The organism is Actinophytocola sp., from assembly GCF_036402745.1.
In the GTDB taxonomy this organism is placed as follows: domain Bacteria; phylum Actinomycetota; class Actinomycetes; order Mycobacteriales; family Pseudonocardiaceae; genus Actinophytocola.
On sequence record NZ_DASWSJ010000125.1, the window covers coordinates 13,833 to 28,354 of the forward strand.

The following is a 14,522-nucleotide window of genomic DNA, read 5'->3' on the forward strand; positions in this document are numbered from 1 at the left end:
CTCGGCGCGCGGTTGTCGCCGCATACCCACGCAAAGCGATGAAATCTTCGTTTCCGCGGCGATCATGCCGCGTCGAGCGCGTGACCCCGCCGTTCGGGTGCCGCGAACAGACGATAGTCGGCAACCAATCGGGCCATCAGGTACCGCCGATTCATGGATTCCACCGCGCGCTTACCAAGCCGCCGGCGCAACAGCGGGTCGTCGAGCAACGTGCGCACCGCGTCGACCACCGACTCGGTATCCCGCGGATTCACGAGCAGGCCATTGTGTCCCGGCGAGACCTGCTGCCGCAAAGCCCCGACATCCGCCGCGACGACCGCGCAGCCCTTTACCATCGCGTCGGTCAGGGTCAGGCCGAGCCCCTCGGCGAGGTTCTTCTGCAGCACGACCTCCGCCCGCCGCTGCAACGCGTTGACCGTGAGCGCGCCCCGCTCCTCGGTCAGCGTCACGACGTGCACCCGCGCGCGTTCGGGCTCGGCCAAACGGCCGAGGTGCTCGATCGCCTCCTCGAACACGGCCCGGCCCCCCGGGTCCCGGGGTTCGTACCCGGCGAGCACGAGGTGCACGTCCTCGGGAAACCCGGGAACACACCGCAACACACCGGGAATGTCGTCGAGCGGCTCCCACCGCACCACCTGCGCGACGACGGGTGCGTCGGCGGGCAGCCCGACCTCGGCGAGCAGCTCCGCCACGTGGTCCTTGGCGAGCGGCCGGTTCCGCGCCGAGTGCGGGTCCACCGCGGCCGCCACCACGTATCGCCGCGCCGCCGGCACCACCTGCGGCGCCAACTCCGGCAGGGTGGTCACCACAGTGTCCACACAGGACAGTTCGGCCGAGAAGGTGTCCCAGACCACGGACGGCCCGGAGGCGTCGTCCGCGGTGGTGCCGACGTGACAGTGCCACACCACCTTCAGCCCGGCCCCGGCGAGGACGGGAGCCATACCCAGAGTTTGCGGATCGTGCAGAACCACGATGTCGCCGGGTTCGAGCTGCGCCGCGAGCCAGTCCGCCTGCGCCGCGAGTGACGCCCGGTAATGAGGCATGGCCCCGGCAATCCGCCCCGCGGTCCGCGTGTCGGCCCCGCCGTGTAGCAGGTGGTGGACGTACCGGGTGAAGTCGAAGAAGGTCTCGTCGCCGCCGATCACCGCCCACCCGACCGACGTCCCGTCGGCATCCTGGGCGGCCACGAGGTCGTCGAGCAGTGCGGCCACCCCGCCCCCGCGCGCCGCGGCACTGACGTGCACGAGCCGAGGCGCGTCACCCGGCCGAACCTCCCAGGTCGGCACCACCATGTCGCCCCTCCGTTCTCTTCCCCGCCGTGCGCGAACCACGCCACAGCACAACAAACCCGCCGAACCGGCAGTCAAGGACCATTCCAACCGAGACGCCGCCGAAACCACGTATCCCACCTTGCGCACTCGGCAGCGGCGCCAGAACTGGATCATCGGCGCCGCCGGTTTTCCGCTACCGCCGCCGAAGCACCGCCGACCACTGTGCCCTGCGTCACAGTGGAAGCTCATGACACGTGCCTGACCACCGCACATCGGGCGGCGCCCGGTGCGCGTCCGTACATCCGGCGCAACCGTCCAGGGCTCTCCGCCATGATCTAGTACGTGCGCACCATTCCGCGAAGACGACGACGCCTGCGGTTCGGGGCGGTGGCGGCCTCGGCCGTCATCGGTGCCGGGATCGCCTGTGCCTACGTCGTCACCGGCGGGACGGCGCCCTGGCCTGGTCAGGCCGGCCCGGCCACCAGCCACGACGTGCCCACGCCCACCCTCGTCACGCCGACCACGACGACCACCCGGCCCCCGGCGGCGAGCCCGGTCCTCCCGTTCAACGCGAAACTGACCTCCCGGGACATCCCGGTCGCGGGCGGCGGCGTGCGCAGCGGCGCCTGCAGCGGCGCGCTGGTCGCCCCGGAGTGGGTCATCACGGCCGGCCACTGCTTCCACGACCTGAAGGACGTGCGGATCGGCGGCAGGCCGCCGTACACCGTGACGGTGACGATCGGCAAGCTGAAGGACAGCGACCCCGGCGGCCACACGGCACAGGTCGTCGACGTCCGGCAGTCCCCGTTCAACGACCTGGCGGTGGTGCGGCTCAGCGTCCCCGTCGAGGGCATCGTCCCGGTCACCCTGGCCGACAAGGAGCCCCCGATCGGCCAGCGGCTGCAGTTCGCCGGCTGGGGTTCACTCTCGGCCACCGTCCTCGGCCCGTCCGACCACCTCAAACGCGGCCAGTTCACCGTCACGAGCATCGGCCGGACCACGCTCGAGGCCCAACCGGTCGGCACCCGCACGGTGGAGAACGGTCCGTGCCCAGAAGATTCCGGCGCCCCGTTCTTCATCTCCGACGACGACCGCACGGGCCGACTGGTGGCCATCGTCAACACCGGCCCGCCGTGCCCCCAGCCGGGCGCGGAGATCATCGCGCGGGTGGACGTGGCCGCCGCGTGGATCTACCAGCAGCTGCGGACCCCCTAGTCGTGCCCTGTGGCTCAGCGTCCCCCTTACCGGGTGGGCGGTTCGGCGTCGCCGTCGAGCTGGCGGAACTGCTGCCGCAACTGCGATCCGGGCAGCTCACCCGGGTTCACGGCCACTCCGACACCAGCGGGCACCGGCTCGGACTTCCACGGGGCACCGACCGCCGCCGGCGTCACCCCCTCGCTGACCGCTGCTCGCGATCGTGTGTCCACTGTGGCCATATCTGTCTACTGTGGACTGTTGTCGGCGCTCGGCCACGTGCCGGTGTTCGCCGGCCCCACCCGATCAAGCGGCCAGGTGTGGATCAGCCGCCGGCGGTACGGGCGGCGAACTGGACGGCCAACAGCCTGGAACCAGGGCCGCGGGAATGCCCGGTGGCCATCCGGCGTTTACTCATGGGTACGTGATTACTTGGGAGGCACGAGGTGGCGCTGGACCCGGATGAGCTGTTCGAGGTGGACTCCGACGTCCCGGATCTGAGCGGAGCGGTGCTGCTGCACCACTTCAACGGCTTCATGGACGCCGGTTCGGCCGGTTCGACGTTGGTCGACCACCTGCTGGAGGTGCACGAGCACCGAGTGGTCGCGCGGTTCGACATCGACGACCTGCTCGACTACCGGTCGCGCCGTCCCACCATGACCTACGCCACCGACCGCTGGGAGGACTACGACGCCCCCGAGCTGGTGGTGCACCTGCTGCAGGACGCGGTGGGCACCCCGTTCCTGCTGATGACCGGCCCGGAGCCGGACCGGCGATGGGAGGCCGTCGCGGCTGCCGTACGAGCCCTGATCGAGCGGTGGGGCGTGCGGCTCGCCGTCACCTTCCACGGCATCCCGATGGGCATCCCGCACACCCGCAAGCTCTCGGTGATCTCTCATGCCACCAGGCCCGAGCTGGTCACGGAGAAGTCGCCGTTCAGCCGGGTGCAGGTGCCGGGCAACCTGTCGGCGCTGCTCGAACTGCGCCTCGGGGAGGCCGGTCACGACGCCATGGGCTTCGCCGCCTACGTCCCGCACTACCTCGCGCAGAGCACCTACCCGGCCGCGGCGCTGGGACTCCTGGAGGCGCTGGCGAAGTCGACGGGCCTGGTGATCCAGGCGGGCGGCCTGCCCGAGGCGGCGCAGCGCACCGACGCCGAGATCGCCCGCCAGGTGGCCGGGTCGGCGGAGGCGGCGCAGGTGGTCGAGGCACTGGAGCAGCAGTACGACTCGTTCACCGAGGCGTCGGAGAACTTGCTGGTCTCCGAGGGCGAACCGGTCCCGAGCGCGGACGAACTGGGCGCCGAGTTCGAGCGCTTCCTGGCCGAGCAACAGCGCGACCACTGATCCCCCCAACGTGACACCACCACGCCACTGAAACCCGCTGTCCCCGTTGCGGAACGCAGGAGGAGTTGGACACTCACCGCCCGCTCTGGGTCTGGAGCCTGACGAGCGGACGGAAGCCGAGCAGGCGGCCGCCGAGATCCTCGCCGAAACCACTAAGCCCGACCCGGACCGCCGCCGGGCGAAGCGAGGTCTTCGGCGGCTTTCGCCCCGGTCGCGACCGGACTCGTCACCGGAGCAGGCGACGGTGCCGAGGAACTGGCCAAAGGCGCGATCGAGGCACTCGCCGCGTCGTTCCCCGAGTATGTCGCTGACCCTGACAACTGCCTGACTGCGGTCGGATGCAGTTGAGATAGTGCCTGCCGGCGGCGGAAACAGACGTCGGGTCAGCAGCAGCCCGGCTCCGCCCGCGCGCCCTGATCGCGTCCATGACCACGAAGCCGCCCGCCCACACCAGGAAGGCCCAGAACGGCGACCCGGCCAGTAAGACGATGCACAGCTCGTACACGCCATCACCGCCACTCCTCGCCGTTGCCGTCCTCGACCAGACGTTTATACGGAATTCCGTCCCCGTACTTGGCCAGCACCTTGCAGATGACCTTGATACGGCCTGGCCGCATCGGGTCGACGCCGTTGACGGCGTTGCGCATGGTGCCCTCGGCAAAGGTGTCCTCCCCGAGGGCGTTGCACTCCTCGGCCAGCCGCCGCACCGTCCAGTTGTGTTCCTCGAGCCAGGACCGGAGGAGCTCGCGCTTCAGCTTCGGCACAGGTCAGCCACCTCCACAATGGTGCAGTCGTGCAATTCCCGCACCAGGCTTGCGGCGCGCACCCAGCGAATAGCCGGGTCGTCATAGGGGATGGTCGCTTCGTCCATGGCAACGGGAACCAGGTCACCCCGCCGGTAGAGGGTGCCCCGGACGCCAGACACCGGAGCTTGGCGGACGCGAATGGTGACAGCACCTTTCCGCAGTGCCGGGCATAGGCGGCTCGCTATCCGGACGCACGGGAGGCAGACGGGAGGCTCGGTGACGGCCATGTTCTCCGGCCAGCCAGGCCAGTCCTCGCGGTGGTCCTTGAGGAGCCAGAGGATGCCTTCACTGGTCTGATCGGCCGGTCCGGCGCAGACCTGGCACAGCAGTCGGCGCATGGCGCGCCGCTGCCGGAACGGGTGCACCTTGCCGAAAACCGGCTCGCCGTGACCGGGCCGGAAGGGCGTGCGGTACCAGAGCACGCCCTTGTCGTCCCGGTCGTGCAGTGTCTCGTCTAGGTAGGCAATGCCTAGACCGCGACGCTCAACGAGTCGGTACGCCGGGTCCCGCTCTTCGCTCCACGACGTGATGTACGGCGTGTGTGGCGTGAGGGCGGCGTAGTTGACGCGCGTGTCTTGGTTCGATGATCCCTTAGACATTTCTATTTCTTTTGTTGACATTCGCCAGATGGTCGGAGACGTTTTGGCGTCGCTTGGCGCGGGTCTGCATTGCCTCACCCATTTCGACGATGCGCTGGCCCAGGGCAGCGTCATCGTCGGTACTGGGTGGTACAGCACGGCCGGCATCAGCGTCGAGGTAGCGCAGGACGTAGCGGCTGATCTGTCCGTTCAGGCTGATCAAGTCGGCTACGACTTGTTTGTCGGAGTGGTAGGCCTCATCGCCCGGTACCAGGTTGCTGCCGGTGCCGGTCGCGTTGTCCATGGGGGTACCGCCGTTACTCATGGCTCCAGCCAACGAGTGGCAGCCTGGCTATACCAGGGCGCTCACGCCGCGCCAACGTCGCAGAAATGTCGCAGCGACCATCGGCAACAGCGCAGGTCAAGCCGCGTCCCGCTATCTTGGTGGCAGTGAGAAACGGAGGAAACTCGTGGCCCTCAAGCGGAGACGCCTGGTGCAGCGGCGCAAGGCCCTTGGTCACAGTCAGGACGACTTGGCCAGCCTGGTGGGCGTTGACCGCTCAACCATCATCCGCTGGGAGCGGGCAGAGACCGAGCCGCAACCCTGGCTGCGGCGGAAGCTGGCGAATGCCTTGCGCGTCTCGGCCGATGAGCTGGCGGAGTTGCTGGACTCGGTCAGCGAGGTACCTGGCCGCGCCGACGGCTACACCTTGCTCTCATCGGTGCCGCTCGACTTCTCGGACGCGACGGCAGCCGTGCAGTTCACCGAAGGCTTTTCCGCGCATGACCTCGCCAGCCGCCGCCAGGTTCTGGAGCAACTGTCAATCCTGACTAGCGTGGCGCTGCTGCGCCCCATCCGGCAGTGGGTAGCGTCGCTGCCGGTCATACCCGACGACCCGATCGGCCGTGACAATCTCGACGACCTCCAGGCTGCCGTCAAGTTATTCCGGCGCTGGGATGCCTCTGGCGTTGGCGGCCTGAAACGCAAGGCGGTCGTCGGGCAGCTCAATGCCGTGGCCGAAAGCATGCACGATACGACCGAGGCTACGGTTCGGGTCAAGCTGCTCTCAGTAATGGCCGAATTGGCGCAATTGGCCGGATGGATGGCATACGATCAAGGCTTGCCGGGTGTCGCTCAGCGCTATTACGTGCTGGCGCTGCATGCCTGCCGGGAGGCTGGCCCGGGGGCGCTACCGTTGGGCGTCAAAGTCATTGGTGATATGACCCAGCTATCTACCGCACTCGGCAATTACGATGACAGCCTTGACCTGGCCCGCACCGGGCTATACGCGCTGCCGCGGACTGAGAAATTGGTGCGTGCAGAACTGCTCGGGCTTGAATCCCGGGCGTATGCGCAACTCGGTAATCGGGAAGCCCCGGACGCCGCCCGTTCGGCTGAGGCATGTGTTGAGGTTTGGCACGAAGCCGCCGACGCTGAACCAGCGCCAGACTGGCTGCATTACATGAACCAGGCCGAAGTCGATTGTTTGGCTGCCAACACCTACACCCAACTGGCCCTGCAAGCTGATGACCAATCCCGCTGGCGTGCCTATGCAGCCCGGGCTGAATACCACACCCTGCAAGCCCGCCAAACCAGAGCCAACGGCTATGACCGCAGTCGTATCCTCGATGAAATCCGCTTGGCCAAGGCGCGACTCAGCCAGCGCGAACCGATTGAGTCGGTAAGCGTTGCCTCGAATGCCCTGTGCCTTGCCGAACCCGTCCGGTCGTCAGTCGTCTATGACTGGCTGATTCGCTTTCATGCTGAGCTGGTGGCACGGCACGGGGGCGAGGCGTTGGTAACCGACTTCACCGGCCAGCTCCGCGACTACCTCCGCTCGGTCGCTCCCTTACGAGAGGGTGATGTGATTGCCGTCGGAGATTGAGTTTGCCTCGATAGCCGGTGACTTGGCCGCGAAGCACCTTGACGAACTGGCAAGTCTGTACGCCGAGGTTTACGCGGAACCACCGTACGAGTGGGGACCGGAACACGCCGAGCTGTTCGCCGACCGCTTCGAGGGGCAACGCCAACAAGACGGCTTCACCCTGATCGAAGCTCGCGACCAAGGCCGGCTCGTCGGCATGAGCTTCGGTGTCACGCTCTTACCGAACACGCCCTGGTGGCAGAACCTCACCACGCCAGCTGCGGAGAATGTGACCGCGGAGCACCCCAACCGCACGTTTGCCCTGGTTGAGCTGCTGGTGCGGGCACCTTGGCGTCGTCGGCGCGTTGCCGGGACGATGCATGACCTGCTGCTGGCCGACCGCATCGAGGAACGAGCCACGCTGACGGTGTTACCAGCCGCCGAAGCAGCTCGGGCCGCCTACCGAAAGTGGGGTTGGCAGAAGGTAGCGCAGAAGCGCAACCCCCTGCCGGGATCGCCGGTCTTCGATGTGCTGGTGAAAGAGCTGGGGCACGGGCATGCGCGATAGTCGGCAAATCAGTCGTTGAGTCCCGGCCGGACCACGTCGATCGGTCACGCTTCGTGGCCTCCTGCGCGGCTGCGGGCGGCAGCCAGGCGCTGGCCAGGACGGGGAAGGGACGGCTGACTCAGCTGGTCACCGCACGAAATGCTGCGGTGCGATCGTGGCCTGGTCGGCGATGGCGGTGACGAACGCGGCGGTGACCGGGTCCGGGCGGACTCGGGTGTAGACGCACAGTTCGCGGTTGACGGGTGGGTCGGGTCGAAGCACCAGGCCGAAGCCCTGCGGGATGATGTTGCTGGGCACGAGGGTGAGCCCGAGTCCGGCGCGGGCCATGTTGACGGCTGACGGGCCCTGCTCGGTGCGCAGCGAGATCTTGGCCAGCAAGGCCGCGTCACCAGCGCCTCGACCTGCTCCGACGCGCACGGCGAACCCGGTCGCCGGGGTCGCCGGGGTCGTCGACGAGTGGGCGGGCGAGTGGCGGACGCCGTGACCCCGCTCACTCGTCGGCCGGCTTTGCCGCGAGCTAACCCGCGGCCGGCCGCCGGATTGGCAGACTTGGGCCATGGCGACAGTCTTGACACGGGCCGAGCATCGGGGTGAGCGGTTCGGCGCCGCGATGGCCACGGCGGTTCGCCGACTCCCCTGGGGACTGTCCGGCGTCATCCCACCCAGCCTGCTCGGCTTCGCGGTCATCAACGGGTTCACCTTCGGCGTGGACATCGCGTTGCTCACCGTCCTGCGCTCGTGGGTGGGCCTGCCGCTCTGGCTGTCGATCACCATCGCCTACGTCTGCGCGTTCGGGCTGAGCTACGTGCTCAACCGGGCATTCAACTTCCGCTCGCACGCCGCGGTCGGCCCACAGGTCGTGGTGTACGTCGTCGTAGTCGTGATCAACTACATCGTGTGGATTCTCGGCGTCGGCGCCGGGCTGGCCGCCCTCGGCGTCGAATACCACATCGCCCGGATGGCCGCCGGAGTGTGCGAGGCAGGCTACATGTACTGCGCCATGCGCTGGGTCGTCTTTCGGAACCGCTGACGCACAACCGACCACAATGTCCGCGCAGCGCGGTTGCCCGTCCGATAAAGGTCCCAACGGATCAATGGGCTACGCCGGATGGACGTGTCCGCATGTCCGGCGGCCTGCCGTAAGGTTTGCGCACACCTTCCCGGATGGAACAACCAGCGACGAAGCGAGCGCAGCGTGGACCGCACGGAATTCTCGGACGCATCGGCTTTGGAAAACAGTGTGCGACACGACTATTCGACGAGTCGCATTGGTGTCGTGCCCTTGAGCGAGCGGCGGTCTCGCTATCATTTTCTGTCGCTGTGGATCACTCTTGCGGCCGGGTTCACCTACCTGTTTCTCGGGTTCCAGTACCACGACGCCGGCTACTCCCTGGTGAAGGCCGTCGCGGCGGGGGCCGTCGGGGCGGTCGCCTACCTGATCTACGCGTTGCCGGCGGCCTACCTCGGCTCGGTCAGCGGTCAGACGCACGCGTTGCTGACCCGGTCGATCCTGGGCAAGGTCGGCTCCGCGCTGGTCACCGTGCTGCTGATCGGCATCGCGGCCGGGTGGACCGCGTTCGCGTTCAACCTGCTGGCCACGCTCTACGACGGCCTGTTCGGCTGGGGCAACGTGGTGCTGATCAGCGTGCTGCTCGCCGTCCTCGGCATCACCAACAACCTGTTCGGGTTCACCGGCATCGCCGCGTTCGCCCGGTACCTCGTCGCGCCGCTGATGATCGTGTGGATGGTGTACCTGGTCATCAAGGGCTTCACCGACATCCCCGGCTCGGTGCTGACCGCGACGCCGGCCAGCGAGGCGACGATGCCGTTCCTGGCCGGGGTCGGGGTGGCCATCGGCTCCGTGATGTGGGGGAACGAGCCCGACACCTGGCGCTACGGCAGGCCCGGCTTCTTCTGGCCCACGCTGCCGATGGTGGTCGCGCTGGCGGTGGGCCTCGTACTGTTCGTGGCGGGCGGCTGGATGATGGCGGAGCTGTCCGGCGCGGGCCAGTACGACTTCGGCCCGGCGTTCCGCTACATCGTGGAGTACTCGATGTTCGGCGTTCTCGCGCTGGGCGCCGTCCTCGCCACGATCATGCAGGTGGCCATCAACGACGGCAACTACTACGAGATGATCAATGCGGGGCAGAACGTCGCCGGCGGGGTCCGCGGCTGGCAACGCTGGCACACGTGCCTGGTGATGGCCGCGGTCGCGGCGTTGTTCGCGTGGCGGTTCCCGGCCGTCGAGGAGGGGTTCTTCGTGGTGGCGAGCTGGTCCTCGATCGCGCTGCCGTGCGTGACCGTCGTGATGTGCGTGGACCGCTTCGTGCTGCCGAGGATGCTGGGCGTGCGCCGGCCGACCGACACCATTCCGTCCTGGCGGGCGGCCGGTCTCGGCAACCTGCCGGGCATCGTGGCGGTCGTGGTCGCGGTGCTGTTCGGCGCGTGGGGCCTCGGTCTGCTGCCCGGCCAGGAGACCGCGCCCTCCCTCGGGCTGCCGGCGGTGGAAGCGTGGCTGCTGGCCGGCCTCCTCTATGCTGCACTGGCCTGGCTGGTCGCGCGCGGCTCGCAGGTGGCCACCCTGCTGGGCTTCGGCCGGCAGCCGGAGGCGGCGGACGGCGATCCGGCCGGGTACACCGAATCTGACCACCACGTCGGGAGGAACGTCACCTGATGACTGGCACGGCACGCGAGATCCTGGAGTCTGCCCGCGCGGAGCTCGCGCCGGCGGAGAAGGACAACCGGCTGGTACCGCTGATCGCCTCCGGCGCGGCGCCGCGGTCGGTGTTCGCCACCATCGCGGCCGAGGAGAGCCGGATCGTCCGCAGTGACTGGCGCAGCTTCCTCACCATCGCCGCGCGGTGCACCGAGCAGAACAGCCGCGAGCTGTTCGCGGGACTCGCGTCCGGCGAGGGCATGGCGCTGGCCAAGCTGGACGCGCTCGTCGCGGCCACCGGGCTCGACGACGCCGCGCTGGCCCGCTACCAGCCGATGGCCGGCTGTCAGGCGTACCCGGCGTACATGGCCTGGCTGGCGCTGCTGGGCGAGCCGGCCGACGTGGTCGTCGCGCTGATCGCCAACTTCGCCGCGTGGGGCGGCTACTGCGCCACCATCGCCACCGCGATGCGTGAGCAGTACGGCTTCGACGACGAGGCGTGCGGGTTCTTCGACTTCTTCGCCACCCCGGTGCCGGAGGTCGAGGAGCAGGCCGTGGCCGCGTTGCAGGCCGGGATCGACGCGGGCCGGCACTCCGCCGAGGCGTACACCTACGGCCGGCTGTTCCAGTCCTACGAGCTGATGTTCTGGAACACCATCGCCGACACCGCCGAGGACGACCGGAAAGCCTGACGGGGACTCAGGAGGCCGAGCGCACGACGGCGTCGTTCAGCGGGTGCAGGGAGCCGATCTGGCCCCGGTGGTACAGCTCCAGGAACGCGTCGACGACCTCCGGGTCGAACTGGCTTCCCCTGCAGCGCAACAGTTCCCCGCTCGCGGCCTGCTGGCTCAGCGCGGACTGGTACGGCCGCTCGGCGAGCATCGCCGCCCACGAGTCGCACACGGCGACGATCCGGGCTTCGACGCGGATCTGCTCGCCGGCCAGGCCGAGCGGATACCCGCGGCCGTCCGTCCGCTCGTGGTGCTGGTGGATGATCTCCGCGACGTCGACCAGGTCCGGCACGACGCTCAGCATGCGGTAGCCGTGCTCGGGGTGTTGGCGCACGAGCTCGAACTCGTCGGTCGTGAGCTTCGCCGGCTTGCGCCAGATGTCTTGCGGCACAAGGATCTTGCCCACGTCGTGCAGGCGGCCGGCAAGCTCGGTCCGGCACACGGTCGGCTCGTCGTGGCCGAGCGAGTGGGCCACCAGCGCCGCCCACCGCCCGACGGCGCGGCCGTGCTCGCTCGTCGACAGCCAGCTGTCGACCTCGTCGGCCACCCGCTGCAGGTAGACCAGCAACCCGGCCGTGTCGGCGGTGTTGCCGGGGTCGGGGTTGCTGTCGCCGAGCACGACCCGGTCGCGGCCCTGCGCCTTGGCCGCGTACAGCGCGCGGTCCGCGGTGTTGATCAGCTCGGCCGGGGTGCCGCCGTTCATGGGCAGGGTGGCGGTGCCGATCGACACCGTGACGTGGAGCCACACGTCGGTGGCGACCTGGATCTGGCTGGAGGCGACCTGGTCGCGCAGCCGCTCGCCGATGGCGGCCAGCTCCTCGACACTCACGCTCGGCACGACCAGGGCGAACTCCTCGCCGCCGTAGCGCGCCAGCACGTCGCTGGGGCGGACGGACTCCCGTAACCGCCGCGCCACCTCGACCAGCACCCGGTCACCGGCGGGGTGCCCGTACCCGTCGTTGATCGACTTGAAGTGGTCGATGTCCACGATCAGCACGGCGAGCTTCGCGCCGGAGCGCCGTGCCTTGGCGATCTCCACGGGAAGCTGCGCGCCGAAGAAACGTCTGGTACGCAAGCCTGTCAGCACGTCGGTGATCGCGAGTGTGCGCTGGTCCGCGACGAGGCCGGCGAGGCGGCCGATGGTGAGCATGAACAGTGCCGCACAGGCGGCGGCGATCACCGGGATGTCGCGCAGCCTGCCGAGTGCGAACTGCAGGACCAAAGTGGACGGTGCGATCAGCGCGGCGCCGGCGAGCACCGCCAGCCGGGACGGGGTGAGCTGGACGTCGGCGGAGTTGGCCCGCTCCTCCACCCGCCGCACGGTGGGGTGCAGCGCGGCCGCGCCGAGCGCCAGGTTGCCGCCGAGCCAGATGGCGTCCAGGAAGTTGCCGGTGGCGTACGTGCCGCTGAGCTGCTGCATCACGTACACGGTGTCCGCCGTGAAGATCGCCAGCAGGTTCGCGGTCAGCAACACGAACGACGCGGGGCGGCCGCCGGGCCCGAGGATGAGCCGCAGCGCCACCGCGAACATCGCGAGGTCCATCACCGGGTATGCGACCGACACCACGGTGACCAGGCTCAGCGAACCGGCGCGCGCCTGCGGGCCGATGAGGTAGAGCCAGGAGAGCATGCCGACGGCGACCGCGAGAGTGGCCGCGTCGAGCACGCTGGCCAGGTCGTGGCCCGGGGTCCGGCGCCTGATCAACAGGATGAGGCCGACCACCACGAGCGGATAGTGCAGGAGGTAGAGCGCGTCCGCGACGGCCGGGAACGCCGTCTGGCCCAGGACGTTGTGCGAAACGTAGAAACATATGTCCGCAACGGCGTAGACGACCTGGCTGAATCCGAGGAACAACCACGGCACCCGGGGTTTCCCGCGCGGAAGTCCGCGCCAGCAGCCGATCAGTACGGCGGCTGCCGAGGAAACGCTGACCAAGCAGTACAAGGTGACCCGGACGACCGGTGGGGTGTCGAGGCGCGTGGCCAGGTAATAGCCGCCGACTACCAGAACACCGCCGATCAGGTAGAGAATCCACCCTTCGCCGGCCACTGAACGGACTCGCCGAGCACCCATCCGCGCCTCTCGTTCCCGCGTCGAGCCGAGTTGGCCGTCGGAAACGGTACACCACAAGCGAACACGCTCGGCAGGTGGCTGGTCACAATTCGTGCTCGGGGCAGGGGGATTTTCGACAGGTTTTCCATCGCCGCGGATACGGCGTCCGGGACATTGTAGGAGAAGCGCGAAGCGGCGCGGTAATCGGGATTCCCGTTGTCCGAACCAGTATTTGCGACCGGGAATTGAATTCTGGACTTCGTCATGCCGATCGACAGCTTCTAGTTTGTCAGTTCGTGCGCGGTGGGTCGGGTGCGAGGGTGCCGTCGGGTGCGATGTGGTCGAAGATCTGCTGGATCAGGGTGATCACGTGGGGGTCGTCGACGGTGTAGAGCTGGCGGCGACCGTCGCGGTGGGCGGTGATCAGGCCGGCCAGCCGGAGCTTGCCCAGGTGCTGGGAGGCGGTGGCGATGCTGATGCCGACCAGGCGGGCCAGTGTGCCGACGTCGTAGGGGCCGTGGGTGATCAGCCACACGAGGTGCAGCCGCACGGGGCTGGCGAGCAGGGCGAACGTGTCCGACCCCGACCTCAGCTGGGCCGGGGTCGGTTCCGTGGGTCGACCGCTCGGCTGCGGTTCCGCTGGCGACATCGACATGGCGCTGCCATTCTCCCGCGCGATCGCCCGCGGGCGGTGTCTCACTTTGATACTTCGTCACTTGCGAAAGTAACGAAGTGATGCGAGACTGGGGGCACTCCGAAGGGGAGTAGTCCACAACACCGCACGTCGACATGCTGAGAACCTCGCGTTCTCCGGCGGCGGGGACCGGCGCGAAGCCGGTGGGCGAGACCTTCGGCCACGCAGTCATGCCTGGCCGAGCTCCCTGGGGAACCCGGCTCGGCCGTCCGCCGTCCGGGAAGGATCCCCTCTCCGTGCTCAGCAAGCTGATCCGGCCGCTCGCCGGGTGTGTGGCGCTCACGTTGCCCGCGCTGGTCACCCGGTTCGCCGGTCTCCATCCGCCGCCGCTCGTGGCGTTGCTGTTGTTCGGCGCGGCTGTGGTGGCGGCCTCGTTCGTCCTGGCGTGGGCCGCCGAGGCGGCGCAGGTCGACATCTCCGGCGGGCTCGCCATCGCGATCCTGGCCGTCATCGCCGTGCTTCCCGAGTACGCGGTCGATCTGTACTTCGCCTACACCGCGGGTTCCGACCCCACCTACGTCGCCTACGCGGCGGCGAACATGACCGGCTCCAACCGGCTGCTCCTCGGCCTGGGCTGGTCGCTGGTCGTGCTGATCGGTCTCGCGATCGTGCGGCGGCGCACCGGCCGGACCGTCCGCGAGCTGGTTCTCGAGTCCGGCTACCGGGTCGAGCTCGGCTTCCTGGCCATCGCGTCGGTCGTGGCGTTCGCCATCCCGGCCACGGGACAGATCTCGCTGCTGCTCGGGTTCGCGCTGCTGGG

General features: G+C 68.6%; 14 protein-coding genes and 1 pseudogene. 8 read left to right on the top strand and 7 right to left on the bottom strand.

Annotation, left to right across the window (positions count from 1 at the left end):
• Positions 1-62 precede the first annotated feature (62 nt).
• Positions 63-1,445: a glycosyltransferase gene (locus VGD70_RS12425; RefSeq protein ID WP_331081245.1), complete on the bottom strand. Its 1,383-nt coding sequence runs from the start codon at positions 1,443-1,445 to the stop codon at positions 63-65.
• 168 nt (positions 1,446-1,613) lie between these two features.
• Between VGD70_RS12425 and VGD70_RS12430 the strand changes: the two genes are divergently transcribed.
• On the top strand, positions 1,614-2,486 hold the full coding sequence (locus VGD70_RS12430; protein ID WP_331081247.1) for a S1 family peptidase: 873 nt from the start codon (positions 1,614-1,616) through the stop codon (positions 2,484-2,486).
• A 425-nt stretch (positions 2,487-2,911) separates the two neighbouring features.
• Positions 2,912-3,811 carry a PAC2 family protein gene (locus tag VGD70_RS12435; RefSeq protein ID WP_331081249.1) on the top strand — a complete coding sequence of 300 codons (900 nt, stop codon included), beginning with the start codon at positions 2,912-2,914 and terminating at the stop codon, positions 3,809-3,811.
• Positions 3,812-4,320: 509 nt separating this feature from the next.
• Here the strand turns inward: VGD70_RS12435 and VGD70_RS12440 are convergent.
• Genes VGD70_RS12440 through VGD70_RS12450 form a run of 3 tightly spaced genes read right to left on the bottom strand, consistent with a single transcriptional unit; the run spans position 4,321 to position 5,499 of the window.
• Positions 4,321-4,575 (bottom strand): hypothetical protein, encoded by a 255-nt coding sequence (locus VGD70_RS12440; protein ID WP_331081250.1) that lies wholly within the window; start codon positions 4,573-4,575, stop codon positions 4,321-4,323.
• Positions 4,563-5,237, bottom strand: coding sequence for a hypothetical protein (locus tag VGD70_RS12445; RefSeq protein WP_331081252.1), 675 nt, complete (start codon positions 5,235-5,237; stop codon positions 4,563-4,565). Before VGD70_RS12445 ends, VGD70_RS12440 begins: the two co-directional genes overlap by 13 nt.
• Positions 5,209-5,499: a hypothetical protein gene (locus VGD70_RS12450; RefSeq protein WP_331081254.1), complete on the bottom strand. Its 291-nt coding sequence runs from the start codon at positions 5,497-5,499 to the stop codon at positions 5,209-5,211. Before VGD70_RS12450 ends, VGD70_RS12445 begins: the two co-directional genes overlap by 29 nt.
• 166 nt (positions 5,500-5,665) lie before the next feature.
• On the opposite strand from VGD70_RS12450, the gene VGD70_RS12455 reads away from it, so the two are divergent.
• Both VGD70_RS12455 and VGD70_RS12460 read left to right on the top strand, forming a co-directional pair.
• A complete protein-coding gene (locus tag VGD70_RS12455; protein WP_331081256.1) occupies positions 5,666-7,081 on the top strand; it encodes a helix-turn-helix transcriptional regulator in 1,416 nt (471 codons plus the stop codon).
• The gene (locus VGD70_RS12460) at positions 7,065-7,628 is read left to right on the top strand and encodes a GNAT family N-acetyltransferase (protein WP_331081258.1); all 564 of its coding nucleotides are present in this window, start codon (positions 7,065-7,067) and stop codon (positions 7,626-7,628) included. The genes VGD70_RS12455 and VGD70_RS12460 overlap by 17 nt, the downstream gene beginning before the upstream one ends.
• A 126-nt stretch (positions 7,629-7,754) precedes the next feature.
• On the opposite strand, the gene VGD70_RS12465 is transcribed toward VGD70_RS12460, so the two are convergent.
• Complete coding sequence (locus tag VGD70_RS12465; RefSeq protein WP_331081260.1) at positions 7,755-8,006, bottom strand: hypothetical protein; 252 nt, start codon at positions 8,004-8,006, stop codon at positions 7,755-7,757.
• Positions 8,007-8,184: 178 nt separating this feature from the next.
• On the opposite strand from VGD70_RS12465, the gene VGD70_RS12470 reads away from it, so the two are divergent.
• The 3 genes from VGD70_RS12470 to VGD70_RS12480 all read left to right on the top strand — a co-directional run bounded on the left by VGD70_RS12470 (position 8,185) and on the right by VGD70_RS12480 (position 10,976).
• A complete protein-coding gene (locus VGD70_RS12470) occupies positions 8,185-8,658 on the top strand; it encodes a GtrA family protein (protein WP_331081262.1) in 474 nt (157 codons plus the stop codon).
• A 252-nt stretch (positions 8,659-8,910) separates the two neighbouring features.
• Entirely contained in the window at positions 8,911-10,302 is a 1,392-nt protein-coding gene (locus VGD70_RS12475) for a hypothetical protein (RefSeq protein WP_331081264.1), read from the top strand.
• On the top strand, positions 10,302-10,976 hold the full coding sequence (locus VGD70_RS12480; protein ID WP_331081266.1) for a transcriptional regulator: 675 nt from the start codon (positions 10,302-10,304) through the stop codon (positions 10,974-10,976). Before VGD70_RS12475 ends, VGD70_RS12480 begins: the two co-directional genes overlap by 1 nt.
• A 7-nt stretch (positions 10,977-10,983) precedes the next feature.
• Here VGD70_RS12480 and VGD70_RS12485 read toward each other — a convergent pair whose 3' ends face one another.
• Together VGD70_RS12485 and VGD70_RS12490 are read right to left on the bottom strand one after the other, a co-directional pair.
• The gene (locus VGD70_RS12485; RefSeq protein ID WP_331081268.1) at positions 10,984-12,879 is read right to left on the bottom strand and encodes a diguanylate cyclase; all 1,896 of its coding nucleotides are present in this window, start codon (positions 12,877-12,879) and stop codon (positions 10,984-10,986) included.
• A 478-nt stretch (positions 12,880-13,357) separates the two neighbouring features.
• Positions 13,358-13,717 carry a metalloregulator ArsR/SmtB family transcription factor gene (locus tag VGD70_RS12490; RefSeq protein WP_331081270.1) on the bottom strand — a complete coding sequence of 120 codons (360 nt, stop codon included), beginning with the start codon at positions 13,715-13,717 and terminating at the stop codon, positions 13,358-13,360.
• A 281-nt stretch (positions 13,718-13,998) separates the two neighbouring features.
• On the opposite strand from VGD70_RS12490, the pseudogene VGD70_RS12495 reads away from it, so the two are divergent.
• Positions 13,999-14,522, top strand: a pseudogene (locus VGD70_RS12495) (sodium:proton exchanger); the annotation flags it as partial.

Bases quoted from the DNA above. Each gene is read 5' to 3' on its own strand.
- VGD70_RS12425 (WP_331081245.1), bottom strand. From the start codon at position 1,445: ATGATCCAGTTCTGGCGCCGCTGCCGAGTGCGCAAGGTGGGATACGTG.
- VGD70_RS12445 (WP_331081252.1), bottom strand. From the start codon at position 5,237: ATGTCAACAAAAGAAATAGAAATGTCTAAGGGATCATCGAACCAAGAC.
- VGD70_RS12450 (WP_331081254.1), bottom strand. From the start codon at position 5,499: ATGGACAACGCGACCGGCACCGGCAGCAACCTGGTACCGGGCGATGAG.
- VGD70_RS12470 (WP_331081262.1), top strand. From the start codon at position 8,185: ATGGCGACAGTCTTGACACGGGCCGAGCATCGGGGTGAGCGGTTCGGC.
- VGD70_RS12480 (WP_331081266.1), top strand. From the start codon at position 10,302: ATGACTGGCACGGCACGCGAGATCCTGGAGTCTGCCCGCGCGGAGCTC.
- VGD70_RS12490 (WP_331081270.1), bottom strand. From the start codon at position 13,717: ATGTCGCCAGCGGAACCGCAGCCGAGCGGTCGACCCACGGAACCGACC.